The following is a 14,146-nucleotide window of genomic DNA, read 5'->3' on the forward strand; positions in this document are numbered from 1 at the left end:
GCTGGGGGCCGCCGCTCACTCCACCTTCATTGTTTGGCGGAGACCTCACCACGAGTCGATCTCCCCACCTGTGGGGGAGATGCCCGGCAGGGCAGAGGGGGGTATCTCACGGCACAACAGTTATGAGACCAAGCGCCACACGCCAAAACCCACCACCCCACCCCAGAATCACCGCCCCTTGCACGACAACCCAATCCTTTCTATATCCACGGCCAGACAAGAACCGGCGGTCGATCCCGTCGGTTGCGATGCAAATCCGCCAAGATTCTGTAGGATAGGGCGGATCGAGACACCCATTTGAATTGGCAGCACCCCCGTGAACACACTGGATTTTGACAAGAGGCCGGAAGATACGCGCGTTGTCGTGGCCATGTCTGGCGGCGTCGACAGCTCGGTCGTGGCCGGAATTTTGAAGCGGCAGGGCTATGATGTGCTCGGCATCACGCTGCAGCTCTACGATCATGGCGCCGCCGTGCATCGCGCCGGCTCGTGCTGCGCCGGTCAGGATATCGACGATGCGCGCCGGGTCTGCGAAACGCTGGGCATTCCGCACTACGTGCTGGATTACGAAAAGCGTTTCCGCGACACCGTCATCAATCCGTTCATGGAAAGCTATGTCGCCGGCGAGACGCCGATCCCCTGCGTGTCGTGCAACCAGACGGTCAAGTTCGCCGATCTGCTCGAGACCGCGCGGGAACTCGGCGCCGATGCGCTGGCGACCGGCCATTACATCCGCTCCGGCGCCAATCCGGCGCCGGGCAATCCCGGCCGCCGCGCGCTCTACCGCCCGGCCGATGCCGATCGCGACCAGAGCTATTTCCTGTTCGCCACGACGCAGGAGCAGATCGACTATCTGCGCTTTCCGCTCGGCGGGCTGCCGAAGGCGGAGACCCGCAAGCTCGCCGAGGAGATGGGCCTCGTCGTCGCCAAGAAGGCCGACAGCCAGGACATCTGTTTCGTGCCGCAGGGCAAGTACACCGACATCATCAACAAGCTGAAGCCGAACGCGGCGCTGGCGGGCGAGATCGTGCATCTCGACGGCCGGGTGCTCGGCCAGCATGAGGGCATCCTGCATTACACGATCGGCCAGCGGCGCGGCATTGGCGTTGCCACCGGCGAGCCGCTCTACGTCGTCTATCTCGACGCCCGCTCGCGGCGCGTCATCGTCGGCCCCAAGGAAGCGCTGGAGACGCACCGCGTCTATCTGCGCGATGTAAACTGGCTGGGCGACGAGGAGCTTGCGCAGGCGGCAGCGGGCGAGGGCTTTGCCTGTTTCGCCAAGGTGCGCTCGACGCGCATGCCGACACCGGCCGTGCTGCATGCCGATCACACCGGGATCTACGTTGATCTCGCGGTCGGCGAGGCGGGTGTCGCGCCGGGGCAGGCCTGCGCGCTCTACTCGGCGCCGGGCGACAATGCGCGGGTCTATGGCGGTGGTTTCATCGAGCGCTCGGAGCGCGAGCCGGCGGCGGAAGCGTCGCTAAAGGCGCTCTTGGCGGGCGCCGTGGCGGCGTGACAAAAGCCCGGTGATTTTCTCGATCATGTGCTTGACATGACAGTGAGGCGCGCCTTATAAGCCGCTCATTCCACGGGTCGGGCGCATCGCAAACGGCATCGTCGGTGGTGTGGCTGGGTAGCTCAGTTGGTGAGAGCGCAGGATTCATAACCCTGAGGTCGGCGGTTCAATTCCGCCCCCCGCTACCATTCTTCCAGTGATAACACCGTTTCAAGACAATAATATTTGTCTCAGGAAAAAGTCGCTGCGACCAAAAACACGCCAGCCCAGAAAAGGGCGGACATTTCCGCGGCGACCAGAAAGCCAACAACGCTATCGTTCATCTTTCCCTCCTTCGGCAACCTCCATTGCCTAAAGGGAACGATAGGTCGGATCGTATTGTTCCGCCACCAAAAAAACATGTCCTCGCCTCTTCGTGTCTCTAAGCCGGCTATTGCGTGGCGGCGATGCAACTTTTTCGCCGTCCGCGCGTATCAGCTCCGGGCGAGCATGCTTGCCCGGGATTTTACGGTTCGTTGCAGGATTGATGATGCGGTCCGTGCTTTACCTGCTTGGAATTGCCGCGATCATCTTCCGCGCCCGTGGCGCGGATTAAGCGTTTGGAACCGCGCAGCCGGGCGGTCCGCCGTGCCTGGCTTGCCCGCCCAGGCACGGATTGCTACCTCAGGTTTCCTAAACTCGCCCGCCGACGAACCGCCTAGCCCTTGGTGAACTGGGCGGCGCGAGGCCCCGCCAGCGTCACCTGCCATGCAGCCTTGCGATTGAAGTTCTGGCTGGCGAGGAAGGTGTAGCCGGTGCGTTGCCACGGCTTGACGCTGTAGGCGAGATTGTCGAGCACGTAATCGCCGGACTTCAACCGGGCGATCAGGACGAGATGGTTGCCGCCGTTGCGATCAAGGGCCACCGAAAGTGCCAGCTTGCTGGTCGGAAAGCCGATATCGAGCAGCGTCTTCATCTTCAGGAGCGCATAGTCCTCGCAGTCCCCCCTGTTGTTGATCGGCAGCGTCCAGTTCTCGGATTTGCCGCTCGTCGCCCGGTCCTCGGCCGGCTTCACCTTCGCGTTGACGTAGCGATTGACCGCCTGAATCGCGCGAAGCGCCTCCTTGTCATCAACATCGACACCACCCGTGCCGTTGCAAACCCATCCGTATTTGGCACAGGCTTGTCCAAATCCAACAGGAGGAGCTATAGAACGGCTGGCGGGAATTTCGGATCCTGCAAAACTCTGACTAGAAACTAAAGGAATACCGATAACAAAACTTAGAATGGCCGCAATTCTCCGCATATAAAGCTCCTTGTGTTATTCAGAGGTTCCGCGATTATCTACTATTAGATGATGCTTTTATACTAAATAATGCAATTGCAGCCGAAATGAGTATGCTCTTCATTTTTATTTGTCCTTCCTAATTTACTGCTCACTCATATAAAAATTCCCTGGTTAACGCCACGTTAACGATGGGAGTGAGCGAAATGAACAGAACACTATTGAAGCTCTCTGTCAGCGTAGGATTTCTGCTGGCAGGAACGAGCCTAGGGAGCGCCCAGGCGCTCAATCTCAATTGCAGAAACGTGCAGCCGGGATCGATCGAGGAGCGACTGTGCTTTCCGGTTCAGTCGATTTTCGAAGTGAATCCCTTCCTCGATTCCAACCATGATCGAAATGGACGGAACGGAGACAACGGTTCTTCCAACAACCGCAATGGCGGCAGCGATACGGCGAGCGCCGCCCCAGGCGCCGGGATAGTCGATCCCGGCGGGAATGGTAACGGCCAGGGCAATGGAAACGGCAATGGCAATGGCAACGGTAATGGCCACAACCATGGCAACGGCAATGGTAATGGCAACGGTAATGGTAATGGCCACAACCATGGCAATGGCAATGGTAATGGTAATGGTAATGGCAACGGCCACAACCATGGCAACGGCAATGGCAATGGCAATGGCAACAGCCACAACCATGGCAATGGTAACGGCAACGGCAACGGCAATGGCAACGGCTACGGCAATGCCGGAAGCGGTGGCAATGGCGGCGCCGGCGGCAATGGCGGCGATAACCATGGCGGTGACGGCGGTAACGGCGGAGCTGCCGGTAACGGCGGCAACGGCGGCAACAACCGTGGCGGCAATGGCGGCAACGGCGGCAACGGCGGCGGCGGCGGCAATGGCGGCTTCTGGTGGGGTGGCGACGGCGGTAACGGCGGAGCGGCCGGCAACGGTGGCAACGGCGGCAACAACCGTGGCGGCAACGGCGGCAAGGGCGGCAACGGCGGCGGCGGCGGCACTGGCGGCAGCTGGTGGGGTGGCGACGGCGGTAACGGTGGAGCTGCCGGTAGCGGCGGCGACGGCGGCAACAACCGTGGCGGCAACGGCGGCAAGGGCGGCAACGGCGGCAAAGGCGGCAATGGCGGAAGCTATGGCGGCGGTGACGGCGGAAATGGCGGCAAGGCCGGCAATGGCGGCAAGGGCGGCAGCAACAACGGTGGCAATGCCGGCGACGGCGGCAACGGTGGTGCTGGCGGCAATGGCGGCAGCACCTTCGGTGGCAGCGGCGGTAAGGGCGGCAATGCCGGCAATGGCGGCAATGGCGGCGACAACGGCGGTGGCAGCGGCGGTTCCGGCGGCAATGGCGGCGCCAACGGCGGCGGTAACGGCGGCGGCGGCGGCAATGGCGGCAATGGCTCCAACGGCGGCAGCAACGGCAGTGGCGGCGGCGGCGGCGGCAACGGCGGCAATGGCGGCAGTGGCGGCAGCGGCAACGGCGGCGGCAACGGCGGCTCCGGCGGCAACGGCGGCAATGCCAACGGCGGCTCCGGCGGCAACGGCGGTGCTGGCGGTGCCGGCGGCAAGAGCGGCAGCTAAGCACTGGTCGCGTCTGCCTCGATCGGGACATGGCGGCGGTTTACCGAAGCCGCGCCATTTCTCCGTCGCAAACATCAAGCCCGGGCGAGGTGCCCGGGCTTTTGCGGTGTGAACACGATGTCGTCGGGCGCGTACCGGATGCCGGCGAAATCCGTGCGGAGTCCGTTCAGGTACCGGAGAACTGGGCCGCGCGCGGTCCGGCAAGCGTCACCTGCCATGCGCTCTTGTTGTTGAAGTTCTGGCTGGCGAGGAATGTATATCCGGTGCTGGACCAGGGCTTGACGCTGCCCGAGAGGTTGTCGAGCACGTAATCGCCCGACTTCAGGCGGGCAAGGAGAACGACGTGGTTGCCGCCGTTGCGGTCGATGACCACGGATATGGCGAGTTTGTTGGCGGGGAAGCCTGCGTCGAGAAGGGTTTTCATCTTGAGCAAGGAGTAATCCTCGCAATCGCCCCTGTTGCCGATCGGGAGCGACCAGTATTCGGCCTTGCCCGTCGTGGTGTAGTCCGTCGCCGGCCTGACGCTCGAATTCGCGTCGCGGTTGATCTTCTTCAGAAGCGGCATCGCCTTTTCGTCGCTGATGTCGCCGCTGCTGGTATTGCGGCACAGCCAGGCATAGCGGGTGCACGCGGAGGGGAAACCGATCGGCGCGCCGATCGCGCGGGAGGCGCGCAGCGCGGAGCCGGCCGTGCCGGTATTGGGGAAGGCCATCAGCATCGTCGCCAATACTGAAATCATGAATGATATCCGCATCATCATACCTTTCGGCTCGCCGCGTGGGCACGCGGCGGCATCCTATCCTGTTGAATTTTATGGAAATTTTATGCGTTAGAGGTTGGTGACGTACTAACGGATCGGCCTGTTCACGCGGCCTTGTATTAGCCTCTTCTTACCTTCCGACGGTGAGTCGGACAAGGAAAGCGCGGCGCGATCCCGAAATATCCCACAGGTTTTTCGCGTCCGATGGTGGCTTTACGTTACCTGTCGAGGCTCCCTGTCGAAACGACCAGGCCTCCAGACATGGAAAAGCCCGGTGCGGGACCGGGCTCTTTCAACAGGCGGCATTCAGCCGCCAAGCATGCTGGGTCAGAACTTGATGCCGACGCCGACGGTCACGACATTCTGGTTGAAGTCGGTGTCGACGCCCAGAAGGTCCTTGCTGCCGTAGTCGTTGTAGCGATATTCGACACGACCGAAGACATTGTCGGTGAAGGCGTAGTCGACGCCGGCGCCGACGGTCCAGCCGGAGAAGGTGGCGCTGTCGCTGCCGACGGGCGTATCGACACTGCCGCGGGCACCGGTCCAGCCGGCCGCGCCGTAGAGCAGGGCGCGGTCAAGCGCGTAACCGACACGCGCGCGAACCGATCCCGTCGTGTCGAACTTGTAGCTGTTGGGACCGACGTCCTCGGAATTCCAGTTGTAGGAGACGTCGCCTTCCAGACCGAGCACGATGCTGTTGTCGAGCTGCCAGTTATAGCCGGCGAAACCCGTGACCAGGCCGCCATTCATGCTGGACGAGCCGATGCCGGAGAAATCACCATTGCCCCAGGCGCCGCCGCCCTGGATACCGGTGTAGAAGCCGTTCCAGGTAAAGAGCGGCGCGGCCTGCTCGACCGGTGCGGGTGGCTGTTCCGCGACGATGTCTGCCGCCGAGGCCGACCCGGCGATCATGAGAAGCGCTGCTGACGCAGTCACGATACGAACATTCATGATAAGATCCCTCTCCTATGAATAAGGGTACACTCTTGACTGAATTGTCGGGAACCGCGGTGCCCGACCGTGGATCGCTGCATCTGGCAAGCCGAGGGCATGCCGCAGACAATGGCGCCTATGCGACCCGACGTACCAACGTCGCCACATCTTAAATGGTTCCATCACAAATAGCTAATTTTACGGCAAAAGGCTCGGCCGCTGCCTATTCGGCCGCCAAAGTCCTGTTTCTCGCGTGCAGGAAAGGGGCGATTTCGTCGGCGGGCATCGGCCTGCCGAAGAGATAGCCCTGGCCGACATCGCAGCCGAGCTCGAGCAGATGGTTGAGCTGTCGCGGCTCCTCGATGCCTTCGGCCGTGGTCTTGATGTTGAGGCTGAGGCCGAGCGCGAGCATGGCCCGCACGATCTTTTCCTGGCGCTCGTCGTCGCGATAGGTGGCGGTGAAGCTCTTGTCGATCTTGATCTTGTCGAAGCGGTAGTTGGCGAGCTGCGACAGGCTGGAATAGCCCGTGCCGAAATCGTCGAGCGCGATCTGCACGCCGGCATCGTGCAATTCGTCGAGGACGGCGGCGGCGCTGGAGGGGTCCTGGATCAGGGCGTTTTCGGTGATCTCGATTTCGAGGCGGTGGGCTGGCAGGCCGTTTACCGTCAGCGCCTTGAAGATGCGCGCCGTCAGCAGGCGGTCCTCCATCTGCACCGGCGAGACGTTGAACGACAGCGTGATGTGATCGTCCCAGGCGAGTGCATCATGACAGGCCTGGCTGAGCAGATCCTCGAAGAGGACGGTGATCAGCCCGGTCTCCTCGGCGATGCCGATGAAGACCGAAGGCGGAATGCTGTTGCCTTCGTCGTCGGTCCAGCGGGCGAGCGCCTCGAAGCCGCAGACCTCGTCGGTCTTCAGATCGATCAGCGGCTGATAGAACGGGCGGATCGCCTTGTCCTTGATCGCCACGCGCAGCTTGGCTTCCAACGAGGCGCGCAACGCGACCTTGTCGCGCATCCATGCCTCGAAGGCCAGATAGTTGTTCGGGCCGCGCGATTTTGCCTCGTACATGGCGAGGTCGGCGCGGTGGGCGGTGTCTTCCAGCCGTTCGCCTTGTTGCCAGCGGTCGTAACCGACGCTGGCGCCGACTTCGACGGCGAAGCCGTTGATGTGGATCGGGCGCGTCACGGCCTGGATCAAAAGCCGCGACAGGCGCTCCTCGTGCTGCGACGACAGGCCGGTCGCGACGATGATGAATTCGTCGCCGCCGAAACGGTAGACGGAGTCGGCGCTGCCGATGGCGCAGATCCGCTTGGAGACCTCGACCAGCAGCGCATCGCCGCCATTGTGGCCGATCAGGTCGTTGACCTTCTTGAAGCCGTCGAGGTCGACGCAGAAGATGCTGACGTTGCGTGCCCATTCCTCGCTGTATTCGTCGATCTGCGCGCGCCGGTGCAGGAGCACGGCGCGCTCGAAGGCGTAGCGGTTGGGAAGCTTGGTCAGGTGGTCATGCGTCGCGGTCCAGTCGGCCCTGGCTTCCGCCTTGGCGCGCAGGTCCATTTCCTTGCGAAGATCGGTGATGCGCAGGACGGAATAGACGAAGCTCATCGTGCCGCCGACGGCGAGCGCCAGCACCAGCTTGTCGGCGCCGTAGCTGTCGAATTGCTGGACGAACCAGGCGAGCAGTTCGCCGAATTCCAGCAGCGCTCCCACGACCCACAGGGCCGCGCCAAGCACCACGAGGGACAGCCACTGCCGTCCGGCTCTGCTCCGGAAAAATGCCGGCATCTCCCCACTCCATCTCCACCTTCAAGAGATATAGCATGGAAGTCTAAAGTATCCGTTGAAACTAGGAGGTGACTTCTAGTTATCCTCACCTACCCATAGGCGTATCTCGATCTGTTGAAATACCTGCCTCAAGGGAGAGGAAACGGGCGAACGCAGTCGTTCGCCCGTTGTCCGCATGGTCTACAGTCGCATCATTATGGACACGGTGACAGCAAGGCACAGGAAGATCGCGCCGCCGGTGAGCCGCATGAGGCGCGTGCGTCTCAGCCGCGCCCCGTTCCAATCGTAAGACATGGTCAGGCCTCCTTTTACGAAGGATTATCACCTGGAAATGCCAGGCGAATTAGCTTTCGCGCAATTGGCTTGCGCAAGGCTTATCTAAATTTCAAGATGTGAAATCTCCGCGTCTACACGCGATCGAAGCGCAGCGACCAGCGCGCGCCGTTGCTGGTCATTTCGATGGCGGAAAGCGGTTCGACGTCGATATGCCAGAAGGAGGACAGCGGTGCTGAAAGGGCGATCAGGGCCGCGACCCTGATGACGGGGGCGTGGCTGACGGCGATCACCTGACCGCCCTGCGCGGACTGCGCCCGCATCCACGGCTCGACGCGGTCCCGCAGCGCGCGGATGCTCTCGCCACCGTGCGGGGCCGCGTCGGTATCGGTCAGCCATTCGGACAGGGCGTCCGGCTCGCTCTCGTGCAGCGCCGCGATCGGCTGCCCGGCCCAGCGGCCGTAATCGCAGTCGGACAAGGCCGGAACGACGCCTGCGTCCAGCCCGAGGGCGTCGGCGGTCTGGCGGGCGCGCAGCGCCGGGCTGGTGAAGACGCGGTCGGCGCGCGGCATTCGCGAGGCCAGCGCCCGGGCCGCGGCGGTCGCCTTCTCCTCCAGCGCTTCGTCGAGCGGGAAACGCGCTTTCCGGATGGCGTCCGTGGCGCCGTGGCAGATGAAGGTGAGGCGCGTCATCACGCTTGCTGTTCTCCTCGTCATCGAGGCGCCGCCCGCCTTGTGTGACAGTGCGTTGACAGGCCCGGGGTCGCAGCTATATCGTCGATTCCGTAGGTTTGGAAGCCGGTGAAATTCCGGTGCGGTCGCGCCACTGTGATCAGGATGAGGATACCTCAGACTGGAAGTCAGACCCTACCCACGAACATTCTCGACTGAACGCGTTATTCCAGGAGGAATTCATGTCTCGTACCACGCTCGCGCCCACTTCGGTGGCCGCACCCATTCCCGTCGGCGACATCCTGCCATGGGCCATTTTCGGCGGCCTGCTGATGCTGATCGCCATCTATTTCGTCGGCACCGAAGAAGGCGCGATGGCGCTGTTCGACGGTATGTATGTGCACGAATTCGTGCATGACGGCCGACACCTTCTCGGCTTCCCCTGCCACTAAAGCGTGTCGCGATCCGCAGGGTTCGCTCGTTACGCTTCAAGTCTTTGTTTTGTCGCATGTCGTTGCCGCAAAAGCGCTGCACGCTTTCGCGCGGCATGCTTTGAGGGAGTTTGAGATATGGTTGGAAAACTTTTGCTTCGCGGCATGCTGGCGGGCCTGATCGCCGGCGTCCTTGTGTTTGCCTTCGCCCACACGTTCGGCGGACCGCTCGTCGATCAGTCGATCGCCATCGAGGAAGCAGCGGCGCAAGCCGCGGGCGAGGCGCCGGAACCGGAATTGTTCAGCCGGACCGTACAGGTGGGCATCGGCCTGTTCATCGCGGTCACGGCCTACGGGATGGCCATCGGCGGCATTTTCGCGCTGATCTTCACCTTCGTGCAGGGCCGCGTCAGCAGCCTTGGCGCGCGGGCGACCTCGGCCGTCATCGCTGCCCTGGCCTTCGTTGCCATCGTCATCGTGCCCGCCATCAAGTATCCCGCCAATCCGCCCGCGGTCGGCCGTCCCGAGACGATCGAGGTCAGGACCCAGCTGTTCTTCCTGATGATCGTGGTGTCGATCGCCGCGCTGGTTGCCGCGATCGTCCTTGCCCGGCGGCTTTCGCCCAGGCTTGGAGCGTGGAATGGCGCGATCGCGGCCGGATTTGCCTATGTCCTGTTCATCGGCGCGGTGCTCTATCTTCTGCCTGCGATCAACGAGGTGCCGGACAACTATCCGGCGATGCTCCTATGGCGGTTCCGCACCACCTCGATCGGCATGCACGCGATCCTCTGGGCGGTGATCGGTCTTGCCTTCGGGGCGCTTGCCGAACGCAAGCTCTCGGCCGCGCCGGGTGTTCGCCGCGCGTCCGCCCCGGTTCTTCGCTAAGGAGAAGGCAAAGCCCCGGTCCACCGGGGCTTTGCCTCGCCCAAACATCTAGTTCCGGTCGGTCTCGCGGTGCAGGTGCATCGCCACCAGCATGGCGGTGAGGTGCACCGTGTTCTTGGCGCCGTAGCGTTCCTTCATCCGCTCCAGCCTGTGCTCGACCGTGCGGTGGGAGATGCCGAGTTCGCTGGCGATCTGCTTGGCGGTCGCGCCCTCGGCCAGCAGCTGCACCACCGCTTCGTCGGTGACGTCGAGCTTGGCCTGCCGCTCGGGCGCGTTGAACATGAAGCGGCCATTGGTGACGGTCAGCAGCCAGGCCGGGCGCGCCTCGGTCGTCCTCTGCGGCAGCACCATGCGCTCGTAGGCGATGTCGACGCCGAGCAGCCTTGTCTTGACCATTTCCATCGACGGCTTCTGCGAGGCGATCACCTCGCGATAGCGCGGAATGACCGCCGTCTCCATGTAGCTGCGATCCTTGAAGTCGCCGATGCGCTGGTTGGCGAAGAGCTTGTTGATGTTGAGGATGCGGGACGCGAAGCCGGAGGAGCGGACGACCCGCAGCTGCCAGTCCATCGGATCGTCGCCCTCGAGCACGATGATCGTCAGACGCATCTTGAGCGTCAGCAGGTCGAGCGCGTCGCGATAGACGGCTTCCGGCGTGCCCGGCTGATGCGGAGACGTACTCAGCCAGGCGTCGAGAAGCTTCTGCGTGACGGTGTGAAACGACGTGTCCTTGGTCATCAACTCGGGCGTGAAATGTGCGACAGGTAATCCGAACAACCCAGGATGGGTTCATGCGGTGCACCATTCTGCGGCCAACTTACACTAAAGGATTCGTTTGAACAGAATGTTCAATGTAGAGGCGAGTAAATCTTTGCGTAAGACGCGAAGGAATGCGCGTTAAACGCGCTTGTCCCCGGCAGGCGCGCGCGGCTTCACGAACGCCAGGCGATCAGTCGTCGGCATAGCGCTGTTCGCGCCAGGGGTCGCCATACATGCTGTAGCCGTTGCGCTCCCAGAAGCCGGCCGCGTCCGCCGGCATGATGTCGATGCGGCGCAGCCACTTGGCGCTCTTCCACAGATAGAGGTGCGGCACGATCAGCCGCATCGGGCCGCCATGTTCGCGGCTCAGCGGCAGATCCTCCCAGGAGGTGGCGAGAATGGCGTCTTCGGCGGCGAAATCGGCAAGCGGCAGGTTGGTCGTATAGCCGTCATAGCTGGTCAGCATGACGTGGGTCGCTTCCGCCTTCGGCATGGCGAGGTCGAGAAGATCGCGCGTGGCGACGCCCTTCCACTTGTTGTCGTAGCGCGACCATGTCGTCACGCAGTGAATGTCGGATACCCTGGTGGTCTGTTCCAGCGCCTGAAAGGCGGTCCAGCCGAGATCGAGCGGGGTCTCGACCAGCCCGCCGACCTGCAGCCGCCATGTGTCGGTGGAGACAACAGGCTGTTCGCCGAGGTCGAGCACCGGCCAGTTCTTGACGAGATGCTGGCCGGGCGGTAGCCGGTCGGTCTCAGGCCTACTCGTGCGGCCGGTCAGGAACTTGCCTTCGTCGGCCCAGCGGCGCTTCGAATTGGTGAGCTTGCTATCGGCGGGGATCTGGTCGTCGCTCATGGTGCGGCCTTTCGCGTTGAAGGGATTACGTCACCCGAGCGCGGTTGCTGTCAAGTTGTCGTGCGACGCGCAAAATTCGCCACGCGTTCACAAGTGCGGGAGATCGGCGGCAACGGCGCCGCACACGCCAATGCTGCACTCGCGAAAGGTTGAATTCGCCGCTCCTTTGCCTGATAGATAACCGTCTCTGACGGGCGCTGCCCTGGCGCCGACTGCATTTACGGGATCGTCCATCGCATGCCTATTTCCGCCGAGATCGAAGCCGATCTGCCGTTCCTCACCGCGCTGCGCCGCGATCTGCACGCCCATCCGGAACTCGGTTTCGAGGAAGCGCGGACCAGCGGCATCGTCGCCAGGCTCTTAGGTGAGGCGGGCATCAAGGTGCACCGCGGGCTCGGCGGCACCGGTGTGGTCGGCACGCTGCAGGTGGGCAACGGCACCCGCAGCATCGGGCTTCGCGCCGACATGGATGCGCTTGCGATGCCCGAGATCGCGGATCGTCCCTACAAGTCGACCGTGCCGGGCAAGATGCATGCCTGCGGCCATGACGGGCACACGACGATGCTCATCGGCGCCGCCCGGCATCTGGCGGCCACGCGCGGCTTCTCCGGCACCGTGCATTTCATCTTCCAGCCGGCCGAGGAGGGGCGCGGCGGGGCGAAGCGGATGGTGGAGGAGGGGCTGTTCGAGCTCTTCCCCTGCGACGCCGTCTACGGGCTGCACAACATGCCGGGGCTTGCCGTCGACGAGATGGCTGTGGTCGCCGGGCCGCAGCTTGCCTCCTCCGACAGCTGGCGCGTCACCTTCCGGGGGACCGGCACGCATGGCGCCAAGCCGCATCTCGGCCGCGATCCGATCACCGCCGCCGGCACGTTCCTCTCGTCGCTGCAGACCATCGTCGGCCGCGTCGTCGATCCGTTGCAGCCGGCCGTCGTCAGCGCCTGCTCGCTGCAGGCGGGCGACCCCAAGGCGCTCAACGTCATCCCCGATATCGTCGAGATCGGCGGCACGGCGCGCGCCTATTCGCCCGATGTCCGCGACCAGCTCGAGCACGAGATCGGCCGGCTGGTGGAGGGCACGGCAGCGATGTTCGGCATTGCCGCCGATTACGGCTTCGAACGGCGCATTCCGCCCGTCGTCAACGATACCAACGCGACGGAGCGGGCGCTGGCCGCTGCTTGCGACGTGTTCGGCGAGAAGGTGGTGACACACTTCCCGCCCTCGACGGCCGGCGACGACTTCGCATTCTTCGGGCAACAGGCGCCGGGCTGCTACGTCTGGCTCGGCAACGGCCCGGCGGTGGATGGGGCGCTGCATCACAATACGGCTTACGATTTCAACGATGACGCGATCGGGCCGGGCGTGGCGTTCTGGACGCGGCTGGTGGAGCGGGAGTTGGCGGCGGGGTGAGGCGCGGCGCGCTATGATCCTTCACGGCGCGAGCAAAATTTGATGTCACGGAGCACAAATATCGTTTGTTAATCAGCGCGTTGGCCGAAATCGTCGCGCTCATTCATCCCCGTCATCCGGTGTCGCTCCACAATGGCCGCGTCATCGGACAGGGAGCCGGGTTCGCGAACCGGTAACGCCAGGTTTGGTATCCGGCCTTCGGTGATGGTCGCCACAGGTGGATCAAGGGCTGTCAGGGCCTGATATCCATCCGGCAAGGAAAGGCCGAGAGACGCTCCTGTCGGCCCGGACGAACCGGAAACCCAGACGCGATCGGGCAGGTGGAATGCCTGATACCCATACTATCCATACGATGCCGCCTGCCCGTTCCCTTTTTTCAGCCGACCGTCGCCGGGCCTTGCTCGGGCGCGGGGTTTTGTGGTGTGCATATTGCTGGAGTAGCACCGTTTGCGCCCGTGGCCCCCTCATCGCCTCGCTGTCGCTCCGGCACTTCTCCCCGCTGGGGCGAAGGGGCTGGGCGCACCGGCGCGCCCAATCTTGACGTCCTTTTCGCAAACGAGAAAGATCTGGGCGAGTGGCCACCGCGAGTCTCTTCTCCCTCGCTGGGGAAAGGTGCCGGCAGGTCAGGTGCAACTTGTTGCACCGGGGATGAGCATCTGTGTTGAAGGTCAAGGTGGATTTGGCGTCCAGCATCGATTTTCAGCGAGAAGCGTGTTGGCGAGGACGACGAGTTTTCGCATGACGGCGGTAAGAACGACCTTGGCCTGCTTTCCCTTGTCCTTCAGCCGCGTGGCGAAGATTTTCATGTCCGGATTGTAGCGGCAGGCCGACAGCGCCGCCATGTAGAGGGCGTTGCGCGGTGCCTTGCGGCCGCCTCTGATCGATCGCTGCCCCTGGCGCGCCCCACTGTCGTTGGCGATCGGCGCCAGGCCGGCCAGCATGGCCGCCTGCTTGGCATTGCACTGCCCCAACTCGCTCAGGCCGACGATCAGGGAATAAGCCGTGAC

General features: G+C 63.2%; 13 protein-coding genes and 1 tRNA gene. 6 read left to right on the forward strand and 8 right to left on the reverse strand.

What is annotated here, in order from left to right:
• The first annotated feature begins 316 nt into the window (after nt 1-316).
• Nucleotides 317-1,516: a tRNA 2-thiouridine(34) synthase MnmA gene (gene mnmA / locus GGQ67_RS12610; RefSeq protein ID WP_183900501.1), complete on the forward strand. Its 1,200-nt coding sequence runs from the start codon at nt 317-319 to the stop codon at nt 1,514-1,516.
• A 111-nt stretch (nt 1,517-1,627) separates the two neighbouring features.
• Nucleotides 1,628-1,704, forward strand: a tRNA-Met gene (locus GGQ67_RS12615).
• A 509-nt stretch (nt 1,705-2,213) separates the two neighbouring features.
• Here the strand turns inward: GGQ67_RS12615 and GGQ67_RS12620 are convergent.
• Entirely contained in the window at nt 2,214-2,801 is a 588-nt protein-coding gene (locus tag GGQ67_RS12620) for a transglutaminase-like cysteine peptidase (RefSeq protein WP_183900502.1), read from the reverse strand.
• A 185-nt stretch (nt 2,802-2,986) separates the two neighbouring features.
• On the opposite strand from GGQ67_RS12620, the gene GGQ67_RS25310 reads away from it, so the two are divergent.
• Nucleotides 2,987-4,375, forward strand: coding sequence for a hypothetical protein (locus tag GGQ67_RS25310; RefSeq protein WP_183900503.1), 1,389 nt, complete (start codon nt 2,987-2,989; stop codon nt 4,373-4,375).
• 166 nt (nt 4,376-4,541) lie between these two features.
• Here GGQ67_RS25310 and GGQ67_RS12630 read toward each other — a convergent pair whose 3' ends face one another.
• The 4 genes from GGQ67_RS12630 to GGQ67_RS12645 all read right to left on the reverse strand — a co-directional run bounded on the left by GGQ67_RS12630 (nt 4,542) and on the right by GGQ67_RS12645 (nt 8,825).
• The gene (locus tag GGQ67_RS12630) at nt 4,542-5,114 is read right to left on the reverse strand and encodes a transglutaminase-like cysteine peptidase (RefSeq protein WP_246400172.1); all 573 of its coding nucleotides are present in this window, start codon (nt 5,112-5,114) and stop codon (nt 4,542-4,544) included.
• Nucleotides 5,115-5,462: 348 nt separating this feature from the next.
• A complete protein-coding gene (locus GGQ67_RS12635; RefSeq protein ID WP_183900504.1) occupies nt 5,463-6,086 on the reverse strand; it encodes an outer membrane protein in 624 nt (207 codons plus the stop codon).
• A 205-nt stretch (nt 6,087-6,291) separates the two neighbouring features.
• On the reverse strand, nt 6,292-7,857 hold the full coding sequence (locus GGQ67_RS12640; protein WP_183900505.1) for a putative bifunctional diguanylate cyclase/phosphodiesterase: 1,566 nt from the start codon (nt 7,855-7,857) through the stop codon (nt 6,292-6,294).
• A 407-nt stretch (nt 7,858-8,264) separates the two neighbouring features.
• Nucleotides 8,265-8,825, reverse strand: coding sequence for a histidine phosphatase family protein (locus GGQ67_RS12645; RefSeq protein ID WP_183900523.1), 561 nt, complete (start codon nt 8,823-8,825; stop codon nt 8,265-8,267).
• A gap of 218 nt (nt 8,826-9,043) precedes the next feature.
• Between GGQ67_RS12645 and GGQ67_RS12650 the strand changes: the two genes are divergently transcribed.
• Together GGQ67_RS12650 and GGQ67_RS12655 are read left to right on the forward strand one after the other, a co-directional pair.
• Nucleotides 9,044-9,253 (forward strand): CbtB domain-containing protein, encoded by a 210-nt coding sequence (locus GGQ67_RS12650; RefSeq protein ID WP_183900506.1) that lies wholly within the window; start codon nt 9,044-9,046, stop codon nt 9,251-9,253.
• A gap of 117 nt (nt 9,254-9,370) precedes the next feature.
• On the forward strand, nt 9,371-10,117 hold the full coding sequence (locus tag GGQ67_RS12655; RefSeq protein ID WP_183900507.1) for a CbtA family protein: 747 nt from the start codon (nt 9,371-9,373) through the stop codon (nt 10,115-10,117).
• 48 nt (nt 10,118-10,165) lie between these two features.
• On the opposite strand, the gene GGQ67_RS12660 is transcribed toward GGQ67_RS12655, so the two are convergent.
• On the reverse strand, nt 10,166-10,855 hold the full coding sequence (locus GGQ67_RS12660; RefSeq protein ID WP_183900508.1) for a response regulator transcription factor: 690 nt from the start codon (nt 10,853-10,855) through the stop codon (nt 10,166-10,168).
• Nucleotides 10,856-11,066: 211 nt separating this feature from the next.
• Nucleotides 11,067-11,729 (reverse strand): sulfite oxidase-like oxidoreductase, encoded by a 663-nt coding sequence (locus tag GGQ67_RS12665; protein WP_183900509.1) that lies wholly within the window; start codon nt 11,727-11,729, stop codon nt 11,067-11,069.
• A 237-nt stretch (nt 11,730-11,966) separates the two neighbouring features.
• On the opposite strand from GGQ67_RS12665, the gene GGQ67_RS12670 reads away from it, so the two are divergent.
• Nucleotides 11,967-13,139 carry a M20 aminoacylase family protein gene (locus tag GGQ67_RS12670; protein ID WP_183900510.1) on the forward strand — a complete coding sequence of 391 codons (1,173 nt, stop codon included), beginning with the start codon at nt 11,967-11,969 and terminating at the stop codon, nt 13,137-13,139.
• Nucleotides 13,140-13,807: 668 nt separating this feature from the next.
• On the opposite strand, the gene GGQ67_RS12675 is transcribed toward GGQ67_RS12670, so the two are convergent.
• Nucleotides 13,808-14,146: transposase (locus GGQ67_RS12675; RefSeq protein ID WP_183900511.1), on the reverse strand; the 339-nt coding region annotated here is incomplete at its 5' end.

The sequence above is a fragment of the Rhizobium metallidurans genome (assembly GCF_014196505.1).
Classification (GTDB): domain Bacteria; phylum Pseudomonadota; class Alphaproteobacteria; order Rhizobiales; family Rhizobiaceae; genus Rhizobium; species Rhizobium metallidurans.